The organism is Neobacillus sp. 204, assembly GCF_046562815.1.
In the GTDB taxonomy this organism is placed as follows: domain Bacteria; phylum Bacillota; class Bacilli; order Bacillales; family Cytobacillaceae; genus Neobacillus.
Genome location: NZ_JBJORY010000005.1, coordinates 123,304 through 148,421 on the forward strand (window position 1 = coordinate 123,304; position 25,118 = coordinate 148,421).

The following is a 25,118-nucleotide window of genomic DNA, read 5'->3' on the forward strand; positions in this document are numbered from 1 at the left end:
TCGATTTTCTAAATATTTAATAGATTACAACAAAAGATTATCGATGGAAAGAAGGAATTTTTTATATAGGTCTGCAAAGCAAAAAAAGCCGTCCATGAAAAGTTCATGGACGGTCTATTTTTCTACTCACCTTTAGTAAAAATATCAGTTAAAACTGGTACAATTTGCTTTTTACGAGAAACGACACCTTTTAAGGTAGCTGTGTTATTCGAAAGTGTAACATTATAAGCTTTTTCGACAGCAGCTGTTTTGCTTCCTAAAGCCAAACCAACTGAATCGTTTGTTAAGATATCAGTTACCACAAATAAGAATAAATCTAGGTTCTTTTCTTCGATAATTGTAGAAATTGCTGCTTCTAATTCGTCTTGACGAGAAAGCACATCGGCAGTGTCTACGACATTGACTTGAGCGATTTCTACTTTACTTGAACCCATTTCAAATCCTTTTGCATCAAGGCTTAACAGTTCTGAAATAGACTTATCTCGAACGTCTGCTCCAGCTTTTAGCATTTCTAGGCCATATGCATCTGCATCCACACCAGCAATTTCTGCTAACTCGCGTGCTGCTGCAACATCTTCTGGCGTACAGGTTGGGGATTTAAATAATAAAGAGTCAGAAATAATAGCAGAAAGCATAAGACCTGCAATTTGTTTACTAATTTCTTTATTGTTTTCTTTATACATTTTATTTAAGATGGTTGCTGTACAGCCTACAGGCTCGCAGCGGTAATACAATGGATCGCTTGTTTCAAAGTTCGCAATACGGTGGTGGTCAATTACTTCTAGAACACGAACATCAGAAATATCATTAGCACTTTGCTGGCGCTCATTATGATCTACTAAAATAACTGAATTCACTTCACTTGCAACCGCTTCTACCAAACGAGGAACTTCTGTGTTGAAATGGTTTAGCGCATATTCTGTTTCACCATTGATTTGTCCTAAGCGGATTGGTTCAACATCCATTCCTAATTGTTTTTTTAGGTCTGCATAGGCAATCGCAGAACAAATTGTATCGGTGTCAGGATTTTTATGACCGAAAATAAGTACTTTTTCCATTTTACTACTCCTAATCCTATTATTTTATGTAGGTCAAGCCCAATCGACCTGAGAATGGCCCTAACGAAAATTATATAATATTCTGTTTCAGGATTCAAAATAAATTATCTTAATCTATCTCCGATGATTAAAAAAACTAACCGGTAAATTACCTAATAAGTGCTTCAAATCATTCTCTGGTAGAGGTTTACTAAATAGAAAACCTTGAGCTTCATTACAACGGTGCTGGCGAAGGATTCCTAACTGTTCGCTGGTTTCCACCCCTTCGGCAATAACACTTAGTCCCAAGTTATGGGCCATTAACAGGATCGTAGTGGCAATATTTTCATCATCTTTACTTTTCGCAATATCGTTAATGAATGAACGATCTATTTTTAAATAATCAATCGGGAATTTTTTCAAATAACTAAGTGAGCTATACCCTGTTCCAAAATCATCGATTGAAATATTAACACCTAGACCTTTTAAATCATGTAAAATAGTCGTGGCTGTTTCCACATCCATTGTCATACTCTCTGTTATTTCAATCGTAAGGCTAGCAGGGTTGATCGCAGTATCTTTTATTATTTGAGCAATCATTGGAACCAGGTTGGGTTGGAAAAACTGGCGAATTGATATATTCACTGAAATGGTCGACAGAAAAAGGCCGCTATCCTGCCATTTTTTCATTTGAACACAGGCTTTTTTTAAGACGATTTCACCAATCAGGATGATCATTCCAGTCTCTTCCGCAACCGGAATAAAATAGTCTGGTGAGATTTTCCCACGGTGAGGGTGTTCCCAGCGAACTAATGCTTCTACACCGGTTATCCGATTGGCTGAAAGATCAATGATAGGCTGGTAATGAAGAATAAATTCATTCTTTTCGATGGCCTTCCTTAGTTCATTTTCAATATCTAAGCGGTCAAAATTATGCTTTTCCAAATTTGGATTATAAAATTGAAAATTGTTCCTGCCATACTTTTTAGCTTGGGTCATTGCTATATCCGCTTTCGTTATCAGCTCATCCGCGTTTTTTCCGTCTGGAGGAAAAAGACTAATCCCAATACTTGGAGTAACATAAACTTCATGACCATCAATGATAAATGGCAAAGCAAATTTATCTGATATTCTCTTAGTAATTTGGGATATTTCATGTTTTGTAACATTTTCTAATAAAATAGTAAACTCATCGCTTACTTGCCGGGACACTACATCATTATTTCGAATGCACCCCTGGATTCGTTCTGCTACTTTCTTTAGTAATTGATCGCCCACATTATGCCCAAGATAATCATTGATTCGTTTAAACCGGTCTAAATCAAAGTACAAGACCCCTAGTAATTTGCTCTCCTCTTTTTTAAAAAGTTTGATGGCAATATTTACTTTTTCATCAAATAGTCGTCTGTTGGCTAAGCCTGTTAGTTCGTCATGATGGGTCAAAAAATTAACCTTCTCTTCGGTCCGATAATGTTGGATGACTAAACTAGTAAGATAGGCCGCCTCCTGGATCACTTGTTTATCCCATTCTGTCGGTATGTATGGCAAATCATAGTAGATACTAAAGACCCCTAGGACCTTTTGCTGATTATCACAAATAGGAGAAGACCAGCATGCTTCTATCTTATGTTTAAGGGCAGTATCCTTTGTTTTCTTCCAGAGTGGATCATTGGCGATATCTGATACGATGATGAGACGATTAAAGTAAGCAGCTGTTCCACAAGAACCTTCTTTCGGACCAATCGGTATGTTCTGAATTTGATCATGGAAATCAGTTGGAACATTTGGCGCTGCACCTAAATGAAGGCTAGTCGCCTTTTCATTCATTAAATGAAGAGAACATTGACCTTCATCCAAAGCCTTTTCAACAAAAAAAACAATTACTTCTAAAACTTCTTTAAATGGGCAGCCTCTTGCAACCATTTCTAAAACATTATTTTGACCAAAGAATAATTGTTCATTGACTTTTGCTTCAATTATTTTCTTAGCCACAGCTATTCTACAACACCATTTCTTCTAAATTTTTTATTTTGATTCTTAGCGATAGATAGACTACCATTGTAGTTATCGGAAAAACAAAACAATTGTTTAACCATTTCTGCCATTTAAATAAAAAAAACACCCTTGAAAGAGTGTTTAAAAAAGGCTATTTTCGCATAGATTGTTGTTTTTCGTATAAGTTCATCAACCCGTATACCTATATGCTTCGTGGCATCTTTTCGTAATAACCTTTGCGAAAATTGCCTAGAAACATAGTAAGTAACACTAATAAAGCTCCGATAGCAACAAAGTTTACGAAAAGAGCCTTAAAAAATAGTTATCATCTTCATCTCACATGAATGAGTCTAAGGAATACCCTTTAGCTTCAAAGCTTTGTCTAATTCGGAGAATCGCTCGGGAATGGATCTGAGAGATTCGCCCCTTGGTAAGATTTAAAACTTCGGCAATTTCTACTTGAGATAGTCCCTCGTAATACAATAAGGATATAACTAACCTCTCATTTTCAGGCATTTTATCAATGCAGGCAGCAATCATTTGCCGGAAATCCGCCATTTGCATTTGGCGGTCATGGTTAACAAAATTTTCGTCTTTAATTTGATCTAAGCGGCTCTGCTGTTTCCCTTCATCTTCATTCGAATTCATTGGTTCATTAAGAGAAATCAGTGTAGATACGGACAAAGCAGCCATTGCTTTATCCACTTCATCAAACGGCATGTTCAAATATTGGCTAAGTTCCTCTTCGGTTGGCGATCTCATCAACTTTTGTTCTAGATCCCGAAAAGCACTGTTCAGTTTTTTGGCTTTTTCTCTTAATCCGCGTGGCACCCAGTCCATTTGCCGAATTCCATCAAGCATCGCTCCTTTGATCCGCCAGAGTCCAAATGTTTCGAATTGAAATCCCTTTTTATAATCAAATTTTCTGATTGCTTCAAGTAAACCAATATACCCTAACCCCATTAAGTCCTCTTTTGGAATAATACGCTGGGGGATGCTTTGACTCATTCGATTAGCCATTTGTTCAACTAAATACATATATTGTTTGACCAGATTTTCCTGTGATCTTGAATCATGATTTTCACGATAAGTCCTCCACAGAAAATCAGATGGTATAGTTTCCTTTAAACCTGCTTTCAACGTTTATCCCCTCCTGGTCTTGGGCTGTCCATATACGGATGGTATGTGTAATTTCTTCTGGAACTTATGTGTTTTCTCCTTTGTGTAAGCCGTTCAGAGGAATTTGTTGAAATGATTCTTCCCATTGGTTTCCTTCATGCCTACTTGATTCCATTTCTACGTTACTTCCCTCAACCGAATGATGTTCATGAATCGAGCTCGAGGTATTCTTTATTTTCACTTTATTCAAAACAAGGCGTACCACATAGCCCAAAACAAAGAAGACAAGAAAACCAATACCTGCTCTAAACAATGACGTTTGCCACATATTATTCGTGTAAGAAAGTAAATAGGTAAGTAGGAACGCTGTTAAGCCCAAGAATGCATTAAGCTTCCAATTTGCAGCCATCTGTTCCTCTCCTCCTTTTACTTACGTGATAAGAATATTTTTTCGAAAAAATTGCGAATCCCATTGGTTGAAGTCGAAGGAAACTCATCCGATTCAGGCAGAAAGGAATGGATTATTTGTTTCATGTTTTTGGATGCTTCACAATTAGGATACGAGATAAAAAATGGCAACTGCGATCGAACGGACTGTCGTACATGGACATCCTCCATCAAAAACCCCAGAGTAACCAATTTAAATTTCAGGAAACTACTGGATGCATTTTTGATCGCTCTAGATGTATCAACCGCCTCTCGATAGGATTGGGCACGGTTTACTACCAAACGAAATTTAGGAGTCTGTCTGGTGAATTGAAGGACAGTTTTCAAAACAGCATAGGAATCAGCAATCGCCGTTGGTTCCGGTGTAGTGACTAATATGGTTTCATCGGAAGCTAGGATAAAATCCACCAATTCCTTTGATATGCCTGCACCGGTGTCTAGTAAAATAAAATCGGCATAGGTTTGCAATTCTTGAATCTGACTCCAAAAAAATGACAATGTGTGGGGATCTAACTCCAAAAGGTCCTGTATCTCCAGTCCGCCTGATATATAATCGATACCTGCCGTCCCTTTTTCCAATACATCCCATACCGATTTCTGCCGGTGGAGAACATCCGCAAGACTATTCCGCGCCGTTATCCCCATGAGGATATTAATATTGGCCGTAGATAAATCTAAATCCAAGACAACCACTTTTTTCCCGACTGCATTTAAGCCTAAGGCAAAGTTAAGGGTGAAATTCGATTTGCCCACTCCGCCCTTTCCACTCGTAACGGTTATAACCCGGGCAGAATGGTTTCCTATTTTTTCAGGCATTTCATGTTTGGGTGCCTGCTGGACATTTAACTGATGCATATATTCTCTAAGACTTTGTGCTTGGTCCATGTTAACTTTCCTTTCCGAGCAGACATCTTGCAAGCCTTTTAGCATCGATTGTAGTAATATCTTCAGGAACACTCTGTCCATTGGTTATATACGATAATTGATACGGATATTTATAAGCAATATTTAGAATCGAACCATAACTCGTCGTCTCATCGTATTTTGTAAGTATCAATTTTTTTATTGGACTCTCCAAAAACTCTTCTAATAATACTTCCATATCTTCATATTTAGTGGTCATACTTAACACCAAATAATTATCACTTTCAAGAGGATGATTTAAAAATTGGTTAATAGATTCACGGTTTTGGACTTCTTTATAATTACGACCTGTTGTATCCATATAGATTAAATCATAATGTTCAAGTTTTTTAAGTGCCGTTCCTAGTTCATCTGCGGTACGAACTACTTCAACTGGAACATTTAGAATTGCTGCATAGGTTTTTAGCTGTTCTACTGCTGCAATTCGATAGACATCCGTGGTTATCATTGCAACTCTACGTTTTTGTTTTAACACTTGTTCTGTAGCTAGTTTAGCAATGGATGTGGTTTTCCCTACACCTGTAGGTCCAATTATATTTATCATCCGAGTTCGCTCGTGAACCACGTTTGTAAGAGGTAATTTCTTCTCAATTATTCTAGCAATAATGGTTAAAAGCTCCGTTTCGAAAACCTCTTCACCCAATTCAATCGGAGAATCATACTTCTTTAAAATACGGTTAACTATTTCCCCGACAACTTCCTCATCGACACCCTGTTTTTTCAATTGGGTAACCCACTTAGCCAAGCTACGGGGTAAGACCTCTCCCTGTCTATCGTTCATCATGAAAGTCATCATGATTTTTTTCATCTGCTGCATTTCCTCCAGCAATGGATTTTCATGATCCCTTGCCTTGGTTACTGATGAAACACTTCTCTCATAATCAATAGGCCTCGACGCTGGCACGGAATCCGATTTTTCATTGCTAGCTGAGGTTTTCGAATAAAAATTATATAACTCCTGGGGTTTCTTGTGGAAACCCGATTTATTGTCTTCTATATCTATGTAGTTGATTTTAAATTCGTTATTTCTCTTTACAGGTTGATTGGATTTCTCCTTTATTTCTAATGAAAATTTCGGCTCCGTCTTTTGGGTATCCTGATCAATGGAATAGGCTGTCACTTCATATTTTTGTTTCGAAAAAAAACCTAATATCCCGCCTTTATTTATCGTCCTGGTGTTCACAATAATTGCATTTTCACCTAATTGCTGCCTGACCATTTTTAAAGCTAGGGGCATAGAATCTGCAACGATTTTCTTTGTTTTCATATATTCACCACTCCTATACTTTGGATCTCAATAGTAGGTTCCAGCTCCGTATACGCGAGAACAGGTACGGTCGGCATGATTTTATCAACAAATTGTTTTAAATACATTCGAATCGAAGGTGAAGTGAGAAAAATCGGCAGACCTCCAGCTTTAACCACTCGGTCAATTTGTTCCTGTAAAACTTCCGTAATCCTTCTAGATGTCTGTGGGTCCATTGAAAGGTAATACCCTCCGGCTTCCGTTTGCTGGATACAATCCGAAATTCCTTTCTCTAAAGTGGCTCCAGCTGTTAAAACATTGATCACTCCAGCTTCTGAATATTGCTCTGTAATTTGACGAGTCAAGGACTGACGCACATATTCCGTTAAAACCCTAGGTTCCTTTGTATAAACCGCATAATCAGCTAATGTTTCAAAAATAGCCGCTAAATCGCGAATTGAGATTTGCTCGCGAAGTAAATTCTGTAATACTTTTTGAATATCACCGTTTGAAAGAAGATTTGGAACAAGTTCTTCCACCAGTGTAGGATGAGTTTCTTTTAAGTTGTCAATTAACTCCTTTGTTTCTTCTCTTCTCAGCAATTGATAGGCATGCTGTTTCAATACTTCTGTTAAATGAGTAGCAATAACAGATGGCGGATCCACAATCATATAACCCATAAGCTCAGCCATTTGTTTTGCCTCTATACTGACCCAAGTGGCAGGCAATCCAAATGCAGGTTCAATCACATGAATCCCCTCGATCCCCTCCCCATCTGCTCCTTGATTCATGGCGAGGAAGTGATCCAAGTACACTTCTCCGCTTGCAATTTTACTGCCGCGGAATTTTAACACATACTGGTTTGGTGTTAATTGTAAATTATCGCGAATTCTGATGGTAGGAATAACAAGCCCTAATTCAATGGCAAATTGCCTGCGGATCATCACAATTCGATCGAGTATGTCCCCGCCTTGTTTTTGGTCGGCTAATGGAATTAAGCCATATCCAATTTCTAATTCCAATGTATCAAGTTGTAACAAACTTATTACTTTTTCTGGATTGCTGATATCATCCTCCATTACATCCGTTTCAACCTGTTCATTAAGGAGTTCTTCTTTTTTCGCAGTTTTCTGCATTGTATACGCACTAAATGCTAATATCCCAGCAACGGGCAATGTTAAAAAAAGACCAATTGGAGTAAATAATCCAAGCATAAAAATGGTAACAGCCACAATGTATAGCAATTTAGGGTAATTGAAAATTTGCTGCATAATATCTGATCCCAAACTGCCATCAGTTGCCGCTCGAGTCACCGTTATCCCGGTAGCGGTTGAAATTAGTAAGGCAGGTACCTGGCTTACCAATCCATCACCCACTGATAACAGGGTGAAGGTGCTCGCAGCTTCTGCAAAACCCATGCCATGGATGGCAATCCCAATGATAAACCCACCAATAACGTTGATTAAAAGGATAATAATACCGGCTATGGCATCTCCTTTTACAAACTTACTTGCCCCGTCCATGGCCCCGTAAAAATCCGACTCCATTTCAATTTTTCGACGGCGAGCTCGGGCGTCTTGTTCACTAATTAATCCAGCATTCATATCAGCATCAATACTCATTTGCTTACCAGGCATTGCGTCCAATGTAAAACGGGCCGCTACTTCTGCAACCCTTTCCGAACCCTTGGTAATGACAATAAATTGAATGACAACAAGAATGAGGAAGACAATAAAACCGATAACCGGGCTGCCGCCAATTACAAAGGACCCAAACGTCTCGATTACTTTACCGCCGTCAGCCTTTGATAGAATGGAACGAGTGGTTGATACATTAAGCGCTAATCGAAATAATGTGGTTATTAATAAAGCTGTTGGAAAAATAGAAAAATCTAATGGTTCTTTCGTATTCATAGCCACTAACAAAATCATCAATGACGCGCAGATATTGAAGATTAATAGAAAATCCAATAGTAGTGTTGGCAGTGGAATGATCATCATAGTGACAATCAATATGACAACGATGAATACCGAAAACTCTTTTATTTTCATGCCATCATCCCCTTATACCGACCTTCTTGATAGTAAACATACGCTAAAATCTCCCCCACGGCATTGAACAATTCTTCTGGTATTGGCTGGCCGATTTCCACCGCCGCATAAAGGGCGCGAGCCAATGGTCTGTTTTCAACCGTCATAATTTTATTTTCTTTAGCGATTTCCTTGATTTTTAAGGCAATATGATCTTTTCCTTTGGCAATCACTTCTGGTGCAGCCATTGTTTCAAAATCATATTTGATAGCTACAGCAAAGTGCGTAGGATTGGTAATCACGACATCCGCCTGAGGCAGATCCTGCATCATCCGATTCATCGCCAACTGCTGCTGCCTCGCTCTCCTCTTCCCTTTTATCAAAGGATCGCCTTCCATCTTTTTATGTTCATCTTTAATATCCTGTTTGGACATCCGAATTTTCTTTTCATGAGAAAACCATTGATAGAAATAATCGGCAGCTGCCAATGCCACCAAACAAATCGCTATCGATATCCCAATTTTCACGGTGAGTGACCCTATAAATCTGGCAGAATCATAGAGGTTTTTTTCACCAATCGAAAATAACTCATTTTTCTGCTTCCATATCATCAAAAAAACAATGAGCGATGTAATAACGATTTTCATGATGGATTTGATTAATTCCACAATCGACCGCATTGAGAAAATCTGTTTTGCCCCTTGAAGCGGGTTAAGTTTTCCTAAATTCATTTTTAAGGACTCGACATTAAACATAAATCCAACCTGCATATAGTTTGCTAGAACCCCTGCAACCAGGACCACTGCAAAGATAGGCAAAACCAATTTCGTTACATCCCACAATAATTGATTAAATAACAGCTGGGTGCTGGAGATGGATAGATCCCAAAGTAAATACTCTTGGAAACTATGCCGATAGATATTCAAGCATCCTTCTATAAAACTCTTTCCGCCGATCATAAAAAAAGAGAAGCTGAACAGTAATGTGAGGGCAGAAGAAACCTCCGGGCTCTTTGCAACCTGCCCTTTTTTTCTCGCATCCCGCCGCTTATTTGGCGTGGCTTTTTCCGTCTTTTCATCAGAAAACAATTGCAAATCTAAACGAAGAAGCATCCTTCTACACCCCCATTATTTTCAGAATCGAATACATTGAGCCAAACATGTTTTCAAAAAGTATTTTTAACAAATAAAAGAAACTAGGTAAAATAAATATATATATGAAAAAATGAATCATAATTTTCAAAGGTGGGAAAACCGCAAACAAGTTCATCTGTGGCACAGTCCTCGCAATAATTCCCAAAGCGACGTCCACAAGAAACAACGTTCCAATAATTGGAGCAGCCATCATAAAGCCGATTAAAAACATCTGCTGGACACAGTCAAGCAGAAAGGACGCTAGACTGCCGTCCGTAAATGCCGGAACCGACGCTTGAATTGGAATCCAATCAAAACTAGTTAATATCCCTTCAATGAGGAGATGATGACCATCCGTTGCCAATAAAACCAGAAGTGCAAGAGCATTTTGCATCCGTCCCGTTAATTGAGAGCTAGTCCCAAACGTAGGGTCAAAAAGACTTGCCATCGAAAAACCAATCAAAACATCCATTAATGAGCCTGCCATTTGGACCGCATAGAGCAGAATATTCCCTACCATCCCCAGCACAATTCCAACCAAAAACTCTTTGAGAATTAAAACGATAATGATCGACTCGTCAAGTGATGGAATTGGTTCTTTAACCATCCCCACACAGAGGATACTAAGGACTGCACTAAAACCAATTTTGTATTGGCTGGGTATTTGACGTCCTGAAAATAATGGGGCTGTAACCATAAATGTCGTGATGCGCACAAAAATAAGTAAAAGGGTCCACAAAGTCGCAGCATCCATATTCATCACTTATCCGACAAATTGAGAAAGATTTCCCAATAAATTTTGTGTGAAATCGACCACGTGCCTCAGCATCCACGGACCAAAAAACAAGATTGAGAGAAACACGGCAACGATTTTCGGGACAAAAGCAAGTGTTTGTTCCTGAATTTGAGTGGTTGCCTGAAATATACTAACTAATAAACCGACAATTAAGGCAATCCCGGCTACTGGAGCGGTAACGATGAGTATCGTGTAAATAGCTTCTTGTGCTATTCGTAAAATTAGTTCCGTTGACATGGTTAAACTCCCCTTCTTAGAAACTCACAAGTAATGATTTAACAATTAAATGCCAGCCATCTACTAATATAAATAATAGAATCTTAAACGGAAGCGAAATCATCACTGGAGGGAGCATCATCATCCCCATAGACATCAGAACACTAGAAACAATCATATCGATGACAAGGAACGGGATAAAGATCATAAACCCCATCTGAAAAGCTGTTTTTAATTCACTGATTGCATAGGCTGGTACTAAGGCAGTGAGTGGTATATCATTCACCTGTTCCGGTTTTTTCATTTTGGCATAATCCATAAAAAGGGCTAAATCTTTTTCCCGTGTTTGTTTAGCCATGAATTCTTTCAACGGGTCACTAGCCGATTTGAACGCTTCCTGCTGCGTCATTTTACCTGCTAGAAATGGCTGTAGTGCGTTTTGGTTCATTTCAGTAAATGTCGGACCCATGATAAAAAAAGTCATGAATAATGATAATCCGATTAAGACTTGATTGGGAGGAATTTGCTGTGTTCCCAACGCATTTCGTACAAATCCAAACACGACGATGATACGGGTAAAACAGGTCATCATGACAAGTATTGCAGGTGCTATTGATAGCACCGTTATTAACAAAATGATGCGCATTGTATTGGAAACTTTATCAGGATCGCTTGATGAGCCAAAATCAATTCCTGGTAAAATGGTATCTGCTGGAGCAGCTGCATGCACCACTGAAATCAAACCAAGCGAAAGAAGAGGAACAAGTATAGCTAACTTCCTTAACATTTTCCTACTCCTCCCCATTTTCATGGTGCATTTTTTGTAAATGTTTGCGAAACACAGTATTCCAGATTTTTTTCGTATCCTTTGGAAACCACTTTGGTGTCTGCCCATCGACTGCTTGATTTTCATAGCTTTCTAATAGATGCTGATACTCTTCACCCTGAGTAATTGTACGAATTAACGTAACGTCATCCCCAACTCCAACAATATAGATGGTTTGACCAATGAGTAAGACTTGCATGGATTTGTTATTACCAAGCATATGACTGCCGATTGGAAGGACTGGTCCATTTGTTTGCATCACGTTTCCTTTTTTTGATAAAAAACGTAATAAAACAAACAATAATCCAATCACCAAAACAAACGAGAAAATAAACTTCAAGAATAAGGGGATTAAAGAAGTTGATTGACTATCCTTGGCTTTTGTCGGTGTTGCCTGAGATTTCGTTTCGCCTTTTTGGATAGAATCATAGACGGAAGGCTCGCCGCCGGATGTTGAACCTGCGGCAAAGGTTGTGGATTGAAAAGAAAATAGATAAAAAAACATAACAAAAAAAAGAATCGTGCGTTTCATGATTTTCTCCTTCCTTGGAGTTATTTCTAGTTGTTTAAATCGGCAGTGATTTGTGCGGCTAATTTAGCATCAACATTGGTAATTTCCGTTAAGATTTGAGACCGGGTAGATGTACTGATATTTTTCATGAGCTCCATCGCTACAATCGAGTTACTTTTCATCATTGATTGGATAATAACTGCAGATTGAGCTGGAGGCATCCCAGCGATTGTTTCCGCTAATGTATCCGCGGGATTCTCCTGTTTTAAAGCAAGTTCTTGCACCTGTTCTTCGACCGTTTTCTGTTCGGTTTCATAAAGTGACGGTATTTCCTTCATCATCATCGTTATTCGCGCAGCTTTCTTTGGATCCTTCATACCCCCAAGAATACTGCTTTGATGCTCTTGATCTAGCAACATTAGTGTTAAGGAAGCATCCTCCAAGGACATTGCTTCAAAAATCTTTGCAGCTTTAGATGAAGACATATTTTCATAAATCCCTGCCACTTGTTTCATATCTTCTTGAGCTTTTTGTGTTTCTTTCTCTGTTAATTGGGTCTGTAAATCCGCATTTTTCTGTTTAAGGTCCTTTAACCCGTTTTGATTGGAACTAAGTTCTTTTTGTAAGTTTGATATTTTTTGATCCTTCTCTTTGATAGTAGAATTGCTCATTTCATATTTGTTCTTCCAGTAATTTGAATCATCCTGATTTTCTGCCTGTACAGGAGTTGGGTCAGCAACCAATTGATTAATAAGCGGTATTTGATTTCCCCATTCTTGAAATGTTTTCCCTACTGGAAAGCCCATAAATTTCAATAAAAAGGCAACCAAGATGACCGTAAATACTAACGGAATGATCACAATGTAAACGATATTTGCTAGTTTTGAGCGGTGCTTTTCTTCCATTTGATTCTCTCCTCATACCCTCCGGGAATAGCGAAGGATGGCCATTTCATCCAACATGGCTTGCTCTTGTCGATTTAATTGCTGTTGAAAAGCTTCCTTGGATTTTGCTTTCCATTGATTCCACATTTTTGCTTCCTGTGATTTTTCGATTAGCAATTGGTGTTTTTGTTCTACTTCTTGGTGTATTAACTGGGATTGATGCTCCAGCTTTTTCATTTGTTGGTTGACATGGTCAATTTCATTTTGAAGCTCTTGAATCTCCCAAACTGTTTTTCGATGGACTTGGTTGTATTGGTTGAACACCTCATCCTTTACCATTTCCAGACCTTCTATTTGTTCCTCTAGTTGGGATTGTTGAAGTTTAACCGTGCCATATTCTTGATGAGCTATCTCTTTTTCTTTTTCTTTGAAATCAAGTACTTTTTGAAAGGAAAAGTTAAATTTCATCGCATGATCGCTCCAAATTGTGTTGTTAAGAAGGATTCGGCATCCTCTAGTTTAGAAGGTTCATAGATTCCTTGCCGTAAAAAATGATCCATTTGCGGCTTTAGACGCATCGCTAAATCAATATCACGGTTCGAACCCTTTTTGTATGCCCCAATATTAATTAAATCTTCTGCTGAATTAAAGGAAGCTAACAAGTTTTTAAAATTTCGTGCAGCGTTTACATGTTGATCCGAGGTTATTTCCGTCATCACCCTGCTGACACTGTTTAACACGTCAATCGCTGGAAAAATCCCCTTAGCCCCAATCGCACGATTAAGGACAATATGACCGTCTAAAATTCCTCTAACAGCGTCAGCAATCGGCTCGTTCATGTCGTCTCCATCAACCAAAACAGTATAAATCGCTGAAATAGATCCCTTTGGTCCTGTTCCTGCCCGCTCTAATAACTGTGGAAGCATGGCGAATACTGACGGTGTATACCCCTTGGTTGTTGGCGGTTCTCCAATCGCTAAGCCGATTTCCCTTTGGGCCATGGCAAAGCGAGTAACAGAATCCATGACAAGCATGACGTCCATTCCTTGATCACGAAAATATTCCGCAATGGAAGTAGCGATTAACGCACCTTTAATTCGAATCAGAGCAGGTTGATCAGATGTTGCTACAATGACAACAGATTTTTTTAACCCTTCCTCACCAAGGTTTTGTTCGATAAAGTCGAGGACTTCCCGCCCTCTCTCGCCGATTAATGCAATGACGTTGACATCCGCGGTCGTATTTCTAGAAATCATCCCAAGGAGTGTACTTTTACCCACACCACTACCGGCAAAGATTCCCATCCGCTGGCCTTTCCCCATGGTTAATAATCCGTCAATTGTTCGAACACCCACGCCTAATGGTGAATGAATCCTAGGTCTGCTTAATGGGTTTGGTGGAACCGCATGGGTAGGAACTTCCTCTAAGCCAACAGGCATTGGTTTGCCGTCGATGGGCTGACCTAATCCATCAAGAATGCGGCCTAGCAAATGGCGGCCTGCTTTTACCATCATCGGTTTACCACTAGCAACCACATCACAGCCTGGACCAATGGAACGAACCTCTCCAAGAGGCATTAGCAGCACTTTATTTTCTCGAATACCGACGACTTCCGCTTGAATGGGAATTTGAGAATTTGTTGGGTAAATAGAGCACAATTCACCAATTCTAACGTCAGGCCCCTGTGATTCAATGGTAAGGCCAATGATTTGCGTAATTTTCCCATTAACTCGAACCGGATCAACGCTGCGAATAAGCTTGGCATATTTTTCAGCTGATAATTCCACTTTCCGGCTCCCTTCTCGCTTCCAGAATGACCTTCTTTATTTCCTCAATTTGTGTATCAATCCTGGCATCCACACTTCCATAGGCCGTCCGTATAATACATCCTTTCGACGTAACAGAATGGTCAGGGATGATTTTGATTTCTGTTTCACCATTAACTACGGCAACTAAATGGGCCCGTTGTGCTTGAATGAAATCAAAATCATCGGGATGGACACAGACGGTAATAAATTCTTTTTCTTTAAAGCGGATGATATGCTGTTTAATCAGTTCAACATATTGGTCAGGATTACTAGTTAATTCCTGTTTTATGATATGGGTTGCAATAACTGTACTCAGCTCGAGCAGAAAAGGCTCAGCCTCAGAAATAATCGCTTCTTTTTGGGCAAAGGCCTGTTCTAACATGTTTTGTGCCTGCTCGATTTTTCCTAAATACTCTCTTTCAACTTCAAGCTCTGCTTCTTGCTTACCAGCGATGTAGCCATCTTGATAGCCTTTTTGTTCGGACTCTTGTGCTAGGACCGCTAATTTGTGATGATTTTCTTCCCACCATTGGTTCATTTTTTCTTCAGCAGCTTCGATAAGTGAACTTGCCTTTTGTTCGGCCGCTACAACGATCGAATGGGCTTGTTCTTTCGCCTCTTGGATTATTTTCTGTGCACTATACCCTAAAGAACCCTCTGCTTCAAGTAGCAGCTGATGATTGGCATCTTCTTCATTAGTGCTGAAAAATATTCGAGGCTGGGTAATTACTTTTTTTTCTTCCATCAAAGAGAGATGGGAGGACTTAAACACCTTAGAATAGGACGTCATCCGACCCACCTCGTGCAATGACTAACTCGCCCGAATCTTCCAAACGGCGAATGATAGAAACAATTCTTCCTTGTGATTCCTCAACATCCTTGACTCTAACCGGTCCAAGATATTGCATTTCTTCTTCGAAGGTTTCGACCATCCGTGAAGACATATTTTCGAAAATAACCTTTTTGACTTCTGGGCTTGAGGCTTTCAATGCCAAGAGCAAATCCTGGTTATCTACTTCCTGGATTACACGTTGAATGGCTCGTTTATCCAGAGTAATAATATCTTCAAAGACAAACATCCGTTTTTTGATTTCTTCAACCAGTTCCCCGTCTTTCCTTTCAAGCTGCTCGAGAATGCTCTTCTCGGTGGTCCGGTCCACACCATTAAGAATACTGACAATCGCGTCAATTCCTCCAACCACACTAAAGTCATGACGAATAGTTGATGCTAGCTTTTGCTCGAGAATATTTTCTACTTCTTTAATAACTTCCGGTGAAGTTTGTTCTAACATCGCAATTCTTCTAGCAACATCCGATTGCAATTCGTCATCGAGGGAAGCAAGAATCATTGACGATTGCTGCGGCTCCAAATGGGCAAGTACTAGTGCAATGGTCTGCGGATGTTCATTTTGAAGAAAATGATAGATTTGCATTGCATCGACACGGCGTGCAAAGTCAAATGGCTTCACCTGAAGCTGTGTCGTTAATCGGAATATAATCTCTTGAGCACGGTCTTTACCAAGGGCGGATTCTAACACATCCTGTGCATAACTAATACCACCCATTTGAAGAAAGTCTTGAGCAATACACATTTCATGAAATTCCTTCAATACTTCTTCTTTTTCTTTCGGATCGACCTTTTGAATATTTGCAATTGCAAGTGTAATCTGATCGATCTCTTCCTCAGGCAGGTACTTGAATACTTTTGCAGAAGCTTCCTTTCCCATCGCAATAAGCAATATTGCTGTTTTTTGTTTTCCATTCAACTTTAATGCAGAAGCCATGGGACTTATACCTCCTCTTCATGTATCCATGTTCTAATTACTTTTGAGAAATCTTCCGGTCTTTGTTCTAGTAATTTCTTCAATTGACTTTCAACACTCATATCCTGCTCTTCAAAATAGTCAGGTTCTTTAGCTGGTGCAGATCCAAATTCTAACTCTTCCTCTAACTCTTCTTTTTGTCTTCTACGTCTCATCATCCACCAGATCAGACCGCCGATTAAAAGAACAGCTGCAGCCGCGGCTACACCAATAAGCAACCAATTATTTGATGTTGCACTTTCCTCAGTTGTATTTTTGGCAAAGGCATGAGGGAAAACGGTAATCCGTTCATCAATCTGTGCTTGGGTTAATTCTGGATGGCCAAGCGCCGTACGAACCGTATTCGCAACAATATTTCTAATATTCTCCTGTGTAGCAGCTGATAAGGTATTGGCGTTTCCTGAATCCGGTTCGACACCGACATTTATAGTAATATCCTCAATTTGATACGGACTTTTTATGATTTCGTTATTAATACGGTTAACTTCATAGTTAACTCTATTTTCCGATTCCTCATAATTACTATCACCGCCAGAATCAGTTCCTACATATCCGGGAACATCTGTCTCTCCGGTTCCTACAACACCACCAGGATTGGATCCAGTTCCTGTGTAGGATTTAGATGTTTTTTCAGAACTAACAGCAATACCATTGTTATCTTCATCTGTTGGTTTTACCAACTTTTCTTCTGTTTTGATTTTATCAAAATTCATTTTGACGAACGTATGTACAAATACTTTATCGGTTCCGAGAATGTTCCCCAATAAACTTTGCAGATCCTGCTGAATATCCTGCTCAACATTTTTTTGAACCCTGCGCTGTTCATCATATTTATCCAGCGGCCCTTCCTCACTGTCATCATCTGTTAATGCAAGAGTCTCGCTGTACTGGTTCATTATCGTGATATTTTCTACCGGCAGATTCGGTACACTTCGTGCCACTAAAGTATAAAGGGCTTTTATTTGCTGAGAACTAAGTTTTGCTCCCGGCTCTACTTCTACCATGACAGACGCACTAGCTTTTTCTTCATCACCTTGGCGAATAAACACAGAATTTTCAGGCAAAGTTACAATTACCTCAGCATTTGCGATCCCATCCACATGTTTGATGACTTCAGCTACTTGATTTTGCATCGCTTCACGTTCAAGGATGTCGTATTGCCGATCTGTTGCCCCAAAAGATAAATTTTCACCAAAAATATCGTAATTTATTTTGTTATCTTTCGGATATCCTTTCGAAGCAAGACTTACTAATAAGTCAGGTGCATCCTTTTGCGGAACCTGCAAACTGGTGCCGGTTTCGGATAGCTTATAATCTGTGTAACCCTGCTTATCTAATTCTGCTTTAATGTCCCCAACTTCCCGCTGGGAGAGTTGACCCGTATATAATGGTACATATTGAGGGCGTGACGCAAAAAAGATAAAGGTAGAAAGGGCAACTAAAAGAACCAAAAATGTCCCTATGATGAGTCCTTTTTGTTTCGAGCTTTTTGACCTCCAGTAATTGCTGAAGAGCTCTCCTGTTTGTTTAAGTTGATCTGTCCATGATCGTTTCATCTCTCACCCTGCCTAGCTTTCTATCATTCTTTTAAAATTGCATCCGCATCATTTCTTGATAAGCTTCGATCGCCTTATCCCTCACAGTAACAGTAAGTTCTAACGCTACCTTAGACTTTTGAGATGCAATTGTAACATCATGTATGTTGTTTACTTCCCCAGCTGCCGCTTTTACCGTAAGGTCCGAAGCCTGCTTTACCGTGGTATCCACGTTCTCCAAATACCCTTGGATTATATTTGCAAACGAAGTTTTTGTTGAAGTAGAATCTACTTTTTGAAAAGGATTTTGATTAATTTTGATTAAACCAGAATTAATACCAGAAACAGCCATTTATTTCCCTCCTAACGGCCCATTTCAAGAGCTTTTAACATCATCGACTTGCCTGTATTGAAGGCCGTGACATTTGCTTCATATGCTCTTGAGGCAGCAAGTAAATCGATCATTTCCTTTGATACATCCACATTTGGCATCATTATGTATCCATCTGCATTGGCATCTGGGTTTGTTGGGTCATAGACCGGTTTGAATGGGGTCTTGTCATTAACAATTCCTGAAACCCTTACCCCTTGCAGCTGTGTTTTTGATTCTGTTTGTTTTTGCATTTCACCTTGTAAAATTTGATTAAAGGATTTTTCTCGCGGCTCCATCATAACCAACTTCCGACGGTACGGCTCCCATTTACCATTAACAAATGTTCCTCTTGTAGTTTCTGCATTAGCAATATTAGCCGATACCACATCCATTCGCAGACGCTGAGCGGTTAAGGCTGAAGCACTAATATTTAATGAATCAAACATATACCTTAACTCCTTCCTTTAATGGCAATCGATAATTGTTGAAATTCACTGTTAATTTGCTCGGTAAGTGTATAGTACCAGAGCGAATTCTTTCCCATACGAGTCATTTCTTCATCAATATCTACGTTATTACCATTGTTTTGCATTACGGAATTTGTATTCTCTACAATATTGGCTGTAGGTATATCTGCTGGATTGCCAATTACCAAATGACGAGCATCAGAACGATTACCAACAAAATTAGTTTGATTGTTTAGGTGTTTTTTTAGTACATCTTCAAACACGACCTGTTTTGCTTTATAACCTGAAGTTTCTGCATTTGAAATATTATTAGAAATAACTTGTTGGCGTAAACTTGAGGCATCTAAGGCCTTTTGTAGGAGGCTAATATTGTTCAAATGATCCCCCTCCTTTCTAACTAAAAAACTTTGAAAAATTTCGATAGTATATCAATATCATTTTATTTCCATAAATCAATATACTATAAAAAAGGTTTGCAAATCTATAACAAATTTTACATAGATGTTACAAGATGACTAATTACTGTTTTAAAATCATGCTTTAAGTTGTCCCAAATACTTGCTAACCCCATTTACCCAATGGTTGTTTAATCCAGTTGGGTCATTATCCGCACCAATGGGCGCATATTTTCCGGCAATTTTTGAAATACTTGTTAGTCCCATCCCTAAATAATTCTTACTTAGATTTCGAGCCATATCCATAATACTTTCTTCAATCGAAGAATACGACTTCAAACCATATTTCCCCATCATTCCACCCACATTATTCTTTACATAGGCTGCTTTTGATGTTCCATTTCCTGTTTCATGTTGGGCAATAGCTGTTAATAAAGCAGGATTGACATTATACTTTTGACCCGCACTAATAAACGCGTCCCCCATTCCTTTGAGCTTCCCATCCAGTATTTGATTTATCTTTTCTGAACTGATCGTTTGAAAACGTAACGGTTCGTTTGTACTGAATGTGTTATTCAGAAGTCCCGTATTAGGGATTTCATTAACTAAGGCTAAATTATTAGATGGTAAATTATCTACAAACGATTGAAGAGTTGGTGTAGAGGAAATTGGCAACTCCTTTTGGATTAATTCATTTAAAACTGAAGTAAAAAGATCACCAAAATCAATCTTGGTTGTCCCCATTTGTGATTTTACTTGCTCATTACGGGATAAAGTATTTATTAACATCGTTTTTGTAAACCAATCATCACCAATAATCAATGGAATACTCCTTCCCTTAATAGAATGCTCATTATTAACGTTCTAGCTGGTTTGTTTTGACAGAAAAGATGCGTGACAACGATGCGATCCGTGGTCACGCATTATAAAGAAGTTTTATTTAACCATTTCGTTTTCAAGGTTGAAAGCGTTTAAATGGCTCCTTCTAATAACCTGCTTACGTCACCCAAACACTCCTCCGAAAGCATTGAAACACATGTTAGTTGACCATTTTCTATCGTCCCTTCAACTAAAACAATCGAAGTCGTATCAAGTTCTTCCTTCATCGCAAGAATTTGTTTTCCCATATAAACTACATTTTTCACAATATAATAGGAACTGTTGATTGGATATCCAATTGTCACTTTAACCGGTTTCATAAAGAAGGGTTTCTTCTTTCTAAATTCCAAAAAGTCTAAAATCTTGTGATTCACCCGTTCTTCAGTTTTCACATGTTGCAGGAACATTTTTTCGCCCTCTCCTTTAACTGGTGTTAAAGAGTATAAAAATAACCCCGCCTCTACCGAAGGGGGTTAGCAGACAAAAAATGCTTTGCAGGTATAGAGTCCTATACCTATTTCGACATTTTTCCACCTAGTAAAAACACCCTATCTTTGGGCAGCTGGCTGGCATAGTGAATTACCCTTAGCCCCTTTAGCTTTGCGCCACTGATTTTCACCAGTTTTGCCTTGATCGAGATTTTGTGTTTCAGTATCCGAAGTAATCTCTTAATCAAATAATAGAATGTTTTACCATTATCGAATATCCGACTATTTTATCATTTTGTGTCGAATTAACTAGGTACTTTAGACTATTTCGTGCATAAATATGACAATTTGCCCATATTTTCGTCAAAACTTGTCACATTAACAAAAAGAAACCTATTCTTGAAACTCTAAAAATAGGTCAGTTTATCTTTTTGAGTCTAAAAATACACCATTTGTTTGATTAAAATAAGGATGATAATGTTTCGAAACCTGTTTTTGCTTTTTCATTTGATTGATGAGAATTTTGGTTTCAGTTAAACTCTTTTCTACTAACTGTGTCATAAGCTGATCAATGGCATGTATATACTGCAAACGTTGCTTCGCGTTTGGAGAATATTCGAAGTTGGTTTCCTTATTCTTCAGTTCATCCACTTTGCTCATTAACGTCTGTCGATCAATTACCAAGATCTCAAATTCCTCAAACTTTTCTTCTTCTAAACAGCGATTCATATCATTTGTCATCTTATAAATAGCTTCAATTAATTCTTCCATATTGATCCCAGACCTTAGCTTTTAGTTTTACTTAATTTCATAGCAGCAGACCATGTTTCAGTTAATTCTAAAGCAAACTCTTCCACTTCAATAAGTAAGTCCAAATTTTTACTCAGATTTGCTTCAATCAAACGTGATTTCATATAATCATACATTGAAAATAAGGAATCTGAGATGCTATATCCTTGTTTTAAGGTCACCATTAATTCGCTTAGAATATCTTGGGCCCGTAAATTATTGCTGTGGCATTCTTCTAGGTTATTATTTTGTAGTGCATGTTTAGATAATCTTATAAATTTAACCAATCCTTGATATAACATGTAGGTTAAATCCTCAGGTTTAGAGGTAGTCACTGCTTGTTTTTGATAGGTTTGATATGGATTATTTAAAACCATGATTATTTGCTCCTTTTTAAATACAATTCCTATTTACTATGAATTATCGGATGAAGCGTAAAAAAGTTAAGCACTCCCGAGAATAATTTTGGTAATCTTTGATGACTCAATATGTAAGCGTGACAATACTTACTACTAGCTATATTTGAAACTGACTAAATATAATAAAAAAGATAATCCAAAGTTAAGAATGGATTATCTTTTTTATTCATTCGAGTTAGCTGCCGACCTGAAGGACAATCCCAAACCCATCAATAAGATAGTTAAGTCTTTGATTATAGGTTTTAAGATTTTGGATTTTTGCTGCATCACCTAGCTTATTAAATGCAGTAATTTCCTTCGCTAGTTTTGAAACCTCTATTTGCAATTCGTCATTGCGTTTTTTCTCCTGCAATAATTGCTGTTCCTGTTTATCCAGTTTATCACGAAGAGCTTCTTTCTCCAGATTAATGGTTGATTTCATTCTCTCAACCTCTTCTGTGGCTTCCTGATTCTGAAGGGCCATGTTCGTTAGTTGGTATAAACCCCTTAACATCTCATTCAGGTTAATACTAGGAATTTGTTGAACATTGCTAATTAGGCCTGACAAAATATCCAACAGATCACTATCTTCCGCAGGAGTCACTTGATTCGTTTGAGGTGTCGTGGTCGTCTCTTTGATAGCCTCGACTGATGTCACAGGAACATCTTTATGGGCAATCGTTGTAAACTGATAGGCAGTTTGATTTGATGCTTGTTTTTTCTCACTTGCCTTTAAGATCGAATAGTATTTATAGTTTACAGACTGGTAACCACGGTTTAACAGTTGTGCTGTCTCCTCAAGGATCTCTGTTATGTTCAAAGCACCCTCTTCTTGACGGCCCTTGATATATTCAAACATAAAGTCAATTTCATTTTTTGTCCATTTGCGGTTGATCTTTTTTGTATCTTCAGGATTTTGATTATCATTTTCGAAATTATTCATGCTTAAAATCATCAAATTGTTAAAATAAAAAACCAATGAACCTGATCTCAAATTGTTTTTATTCTCCAACTCATGGATGAAAGCCTCTTCTGATTGTCCTAAATCGTGGTTGACTAATGCTTCTTTCAATTCAGATAGTGCATTTTTTAAACTCATAAGAATACCTCCTACATGGTTATAGAAATGAACGTATTGGTTTTAAGCAATATTATCCATACTTATAAAAATCTCATCAAACAAAATAATTTTGTTTTTTCCAAACGCCCTTCATAATCGTTGTCTTACTATATGGATTCGCTCTTATGAATTTTTTTATGGGTGTAGCTAATCAAATAAAAATTTATTTTTATTTTCATGTTCAAGTTAATTATATAAAGTTTGTAATAATCTGTAAACTATTTTGTTGTTTAACAAAAATCCCTCTAAGCAAAAGAGGGATTAATTAGTTTGATTTTTTTTGATTATTGTTCCTTGGATTTAGTTTTTCTTTGCTTTTCAAAACAATGCTGGATGATCTTTAATTGATCCTTTCGATTTATTTTTGTATATTCGATCGCCACATTTTTTCTTTCTTGGCTTTTCATGATTCGAATAATTTTACTTTGAAAAGAGATGGGCACTTCTTCCTTACTTTGGGTATTTGGAACAAAAAGTGTTCCAGTTACTTCATCACCCTCACGTAGTGGAAAATCCAACCTACTAGAGAATAATGCTCCCCCTGCACTAATATTGATGGTATGTAGTTCAGAATCATTAATAATTAATCGTAAATTAGAGTTCACTCTAAAATTTTCTCGTTGCTGAATTTTCACAATTTCATTTTCCTTTGGCTTAACTAAGCGCAATAATGGAATGGTATCTTTGGTCCTGCCGATAATTTCTGTTTTAAATTCGTATTTATTTCCTCCTGTTAGAAAGGTTACCTCTAATTTAGTTCCGATAGATAATAGTCCTAGTATTTCTCGATCTAATGGGATACTGATTAAAATCTCCGTTTCTCCCACTTCGGCCACATTGGTTTTGCAAGACAAGTCATGGCTTACTAGATCAATGGTAATCTTTTGGTTTACTTTTGGATACATACGGTCCTCCTAAAAACTAATAGTTAAATATTTACTATTCCATTATCGGAAAATGGTAAAAATAGTTAAGTGTTTATCCAATTTAATAACATAAAAAAAGGCAATCACAATAAAAATTGTGAAGCCCGAAGGAATTAACGTAAGAAATCCACTAGCGAAGGTTGAATGATTCGTGCTCCTACAGAAAGAGCTGCTCGCTGGACATTCTCCTGGGTCTTTAGGTTGGTAATCACTTCTGCCATGTCTACATCCTCTTCACCGGATAATAAACGCGTCGTAGAGACTTCAAGTCCTTCTAAACGAGAGATACTTAGCTCCATCCGGTTCATCCGTGCCCCTAATTCCGAGCGTTCTTTTAGGACATTATCCAGTTGACTATCCAATTGTGTTAAGTGATCTGAAGAACTTGCATTCGGAGACTGGAAATCAGCAACGATATCTAAAAGGACTTTAAAGATTCCTCCAGCACCGTCATTATTAAAAACATCGGTACCGTGAACATTTATTTGCACTGTGTTATTTTGTCCGACCACTAACTCCAGTTTCTCCGTGTTAGTATTACTAAATTCATTAGTTGCACTATTGTAAGGAGGAGTCTTCACATCTGAACCGGCGAATATGTATTTTCCAGCAATTTGTGAATTCGAAATCTCACCCAGATGCTCCTTTAACTGGTTGATCTCTTCCGCAATCGCATACCGGTCCGTTTCACTGTTGGTTCCGTTCGCCCCTTGGACGGTAAGCTCCCGCACCCGCTGCAGCACGGAGGTGACCTCATCTAACGATTCATCTGTCGAAGTCATCCAAGAAATACCGTCATCTGCGTTCCGTTTATACTGATCAATTTCATTTAAGGATGAACGGTAAAACATACTGCGAACAGCTGTAACTGGATTATCCGAAGGTTTATTTATGGTTCTGCCTGACGATACCTGTTCTTGCAATCGGTCCATCGTCTTATTGGTTCGCTGTAAATTAAATAATAAATTTTGATTCAATATATTTTGAGTCACACGCAAGCTCATCTTATCCCT

Annotated in this window: 28 protein-coding genes and 1 riboswitch; all 28 genes read right to left on the bottom strand. The window is 38.3% G+C overall.

Annotation, left to right across the window (positions count from 1 at the left end; genetic code table 11):
• Window positions 1–122: 122 nt before the first annotated feature.
• Window positions 123–1,058, bottom strand: a complete 936-nt coding sequence (locus tag ACJ004_RS11990) for a manganese-dependent inorganic pyrophosphatase (RefSeq protein WP_410893221.1) — start codon at window positions 1,056–1,058, stop codon at window positions 123–125.
• A 114-nt stretch (window positions 1,059–1,172) separates the two neighbouring features.
• Window positions 1,173–3,029 (bottom strand): bifunctional diguanylate cyclase/phosphodiesterase, encoded by a 1,857-nt coding sequence (locus tag ACJ004_RS11995; RefSeq protein ID WP_410893222.1) that lies wholly within the window; start codon window positions 3,027–3,029, stop codon window positions 1,173–1,175.
• Between the two features lie 339 nt (window positions 3,030–3,368).
• Entirely contained in the window at window positions 3,369–4,172 is an 804-nt protein-coding gene (locus tag ACJ004_RS12000; RefSeq protein WP_410893223.1) for a sigma-70 family RNA polymerase sigma factor, read from the bottom strand.
• Between the two features lie 64 nt (window positions 4,173–4,236).
• Window positions 4,237–4,560 (bottom strand): hypothetical protein, encoded by a 324-nt coding sequence (locus ACJ004_RS12005; protein WP_410893225.1) that lies wholly within the window; start codon window positions 4,558–4,560, stop codon window positions 4,237–4,239.
• Between the two features lie 17 nt (window positions 4,561–4,577).
• On the bottom strand, window positions 4,578–5,483 hold the full coding sequence (locus ACJ004_RS12010; RefSeq protein ID WP_410893227.1) for a MinD/ParA family protein: 906 nt from the start codon (window positions 5,481–5,483) through the stop codon (window positions 4,578–4,580).
• Window position 5,484: 1 nt separating this feature from the next.
• Window positions 5,485–6,789 carry a flagellar biosynthesis GTPase FlhF gene (flhF, locus tag ACJ004_RS12015; RefSeq protein ID WP_410893229.1) on the bottom strand — a complete coding sequence of 435 codons (1,305 nt, stop codon included), beginning with the start codon at window positions 6,787–6,789 and terminating at the stop codon, window positions 5,485–5,487.
• Window positions 6,786–8,819, bottom strand: a complete 2,034-nt coding sequence (flhA, locus tag ACJ004_RS12020) for a flagellar biosynthesis protein FlhA (RefSeq protein ID WP_410893230.1) — start codon at window positions 8,817–8,819, stop codon at window positions 6,786–6,788. The genes flhF and flhA overlap by 4 nt, the downstream gene beginning before the upstream one ends.
• Window positions 8,816–9,910 carry a flagellar biosynthesis protein FlhB gene (gene flhB / locus ACJ004_RS12025; RefSeq protein ID WP_410893231.1) on the bottom strand — a complete coding sequence of 365 codons (1,095 nt, stop codon included), beginning with the start codon at window positions 9,908–9,910 and terminating at the stop codon, window positions 8,816–8,818. Before flhB ends, flhA begins: the two co-directional genes overlap by 4 nt.
• A 4-nt stretch (window positions 9,911–9,914) precedes the next feature.
• Window positions 9,915–10,691: a flagellar biosynthetic protein FliR gene (fliR, locus tag ACJ004_RS12030; RefSeq protein ID WP_410893232.1), complete on the bottom strand. Its 777-nt coding sequence runs from the start codon at window positions 10,689–10,691 to the stop codon at window positions 9,915–9,917.
• 3 nt (window positions 10,692–10,694) lie between these two features.
• Window positions 10,695–10,964: a flagellar biosynthesis protein FliQ gene (fliQ, locus tag ACJ004_RS12035; protein ID WP_166261050.1), complete on the bottom strand. Its 270-nt coding sequence runs from the start codon at window positions 10,962–10,964 to the stop codon at window positions 10,695–10,697.
• Window positions 10,965–10,980: 16 nt separating this feature from the next.
• Window positions 10,981–11,730, bottom strand: coding sequence for a flagellar type III secretion system pore protein FliP (gene fliP / locus ACJ004_RS12040; protein WP_410893233.1), 750 nt, complete (start codon window positions 11,728–11,730; stop codon window positions 10,981–10,983).
• Between the two features lie 4 nt (window positions 11,731–11,734).
• A complete protein-coding gene (locus ACJ004_RS12045; RefSeq protein WP_410893234.1) occupies window positions 11,735–12,301 on the bottom strand; it encodes a flagellar biosynthetic protein FliO in 567 nt (188 codons plus the stop codon).
• Window positions 12,302–12,327: 26 nt separating this feature from the next.
• Complete coding sequence (locus ACJ004_RS12050) at window positions 12,328–13,185, bottom strand: MotE family protein (RefSeq protein ID WP_410893235.1); 858 nt, start codon at window positions 13,183–13,185, stop codon at window positions 12,328–12,330.
• A 12-nt stretch (window positions 13,186–13,197) separates the two neighbouring features.
• The gene (gene fliJ / locus ACJ004_RS12055; RefSeq protein WP_410893237.1) at window positions 13,198–13,632 is read right to left on the bottom strand and encodes a flagellar export protein FliJ; all 435 of its coding nucleotides are present in this window, start codon (window positions 13,630–13,632) and stop codon (window positions 13,198–13,200) included.
• The gene (gene fliI / locus ACJ004_RS12060) at window positions 13,629–14,951 is read right to left on the bottom strand and encodes a flagellar protein export ATPase FliI (RefSeq protein WP_410893238.1); all 1,323 of its coding nucleotides are present in this window, start codon (window positions 14,949–14,951) and stop codon (window positions 13,629–13,631) included. Before fliI ends, fliJ begins: the two co-directional genes overlap by 4 nt.
• Complete coding sequence (locus ACJ004_RS12065; protein WP_410893239.1) at window positions 14,935–15,762, bottom strand: FliH/SctL family protein; 828 nt, start codon at window positions 15,760–15,762, stop codon at window positions 14,935–14,937. The genes fliI and ACJ004_RS12065 overlap by 17 nt, the downstream gene beginning before the upstream one ends.
• Window positions 15,746–16,756, bottom strand: a complete 1,011-nt coding sequence (gene fliG, locus ACJ004_RS12070; RefSeq protein ID WP_410893241.1) for a flagellar motor switch protein FliG — start codon at window positions 16,754–16,756, stop codon at window positions 15,746–15,748. The genes ACJ004_RS12065 and fliG overlap by 17 nt, the downstream gene beginning before the upstream one ends.
• A 5-nt stretch (window positions 16,757–16,761) precedes the next feature.
• Window positions 16,762–18,351 (bottom strand): flagellar basal-body MS-ring/collar protein FliF, encoded by a 1,590-nt coding sequence (fliF, locus tag ACJ004_RS12075; protein ID WP_410893242.1) that lies wholly within the window; start codon window positions 18,349–18,351, stop codon window positions 16,762–16,764.
• Window positions 18,352–18,382: 31 nt separating this feature from the next.
• On the bottom strand, window positions 18,383–18,682 hold the full coding sequence (fliE, locus tag ACJ004_RS12080) for a flagellar hook-basal body complex protein FliE (protein WP_410893244.1): 300 nt from the start codon (window positions 18,680–18,682) through the stop codon (window positions 18,383–18,385).
• An 11-nt stretch (window positions 18,683–18,693) separates the two neighbouring features.
• A complete protein-coding gene (gene flgC / locus ACJ004_RS12085; protein ID WP_410893246.1) occupies window positions 18,694–19,149 on the bottom strand; it encodes a flagellar basal body rod protein FlgC in 456 nt (151 codons plus the stop codon).
• 5 nt (window positions 19,150–19,154) lie between these two features.
• On the bottom strand, window positions 19,155–19,547 hold the full coding sequence (gene flgB, locus ACJ004_RS12090; protein WP_410893247.1) for a flagellar basal body rod protein FlgB: 393 nt from the start codon (window positions 19,545–19,547) through the stop codon (window positions 19,155–19,157).
• Between the two features lie 156 nt (window positions 19,548–19,703).
• Window positions 19,704–20,387: a glucosaminidase domain-containing protein gene (locus ACJ004_RS12095; protein ID WP_410893249.1), complete on the bottom strand. Its 684-nt coding sequence runs from the start codon at window positions 20,385–20,387 to the stop codon at window positions 19,704–19,706.
• A gap of 149 nt (window positions 20,388–20,536) precedes the next feature.
• A complete protein-coding gene (locus ACJ004_RS12100) occupies window positions 20,537–20,851 on the bottom strand; it encodes a hypothetical protein (RefSeq protein WP_410893251.1) in 315 nt (104 codons plus the stop codon).
• A 147-nt stretch (window positions 20,852–20,998) separates the two neighbouring features.
• Window positions 20,999–21,083, bottom strand: a riboswitch (cyclic di-GMP riboswitch).
• A gap of 212 nt (window positions 21,084–21,295) precedes the next feature.
• Window positions 21,296–21,643 (bottom strand): flagellar protein FliT, encoded by a 348-nt coding sequence (fliT, locus tag ACJ004_RS12105; protein ID WP_410893253.1) that lies wholly within the window; start codon window positions 21,641–21,643, stop codon window positions 21,296–21,298.
• 14 nt (window positions 21,644–21,657) lie between these two features.
• Window positions 21,658–22,038: a flagellar export chaperone FliS gene (gene fliS / locus ACJ004_RS12110; RefSeq protein WP_410893254.1), complete on the bottom strand. Its 381-nt coding sequence runs from the start codon at window positions 22,036–22,038 to the stop codon at window positions 21,658–21,660.
• A 217-nt stretch (window positions 22,039–22,255) separates the two neighbouring features.
• Window positions 22,256–23,158 (bottom strand): hypothetical protein, encoded by a 903-nt coding sequence (locus ACJ004_RS12115; RefSeq protein ID WP_410893256.1) that lies wholly within the window; start codon window positions 23,156–23,158, stop codon window positions 22,256–22,258.
• A 305-nt stretch (window positions 23,159–23,463) separates the two neighbouring features.
• Entirely contained in the window at window positions 23,464–24,084 is a 621-nt protein-coding gene (locus tag ACJ004_RS12120; protein ID WP_410893257.1) for a flagellar brake protein, read from the bottom strand.
• A gap of 134 nt (window positions 24,085–24,218) precedes the next feature.
• Window positions 24,219–25,109, bottom strand: a complete 891-nt coding sequence (flgL, locus tag ACJ004_RS12125; RefSeq protein WP_410893259.1) for a flagellar hook-associated protein FlgL — start codon at window positions 25,107–25,109, stop codon at window positions 24,219–24,221.
• Window positions 25,110–25,118: the final 9 nt, after the last annotated feature.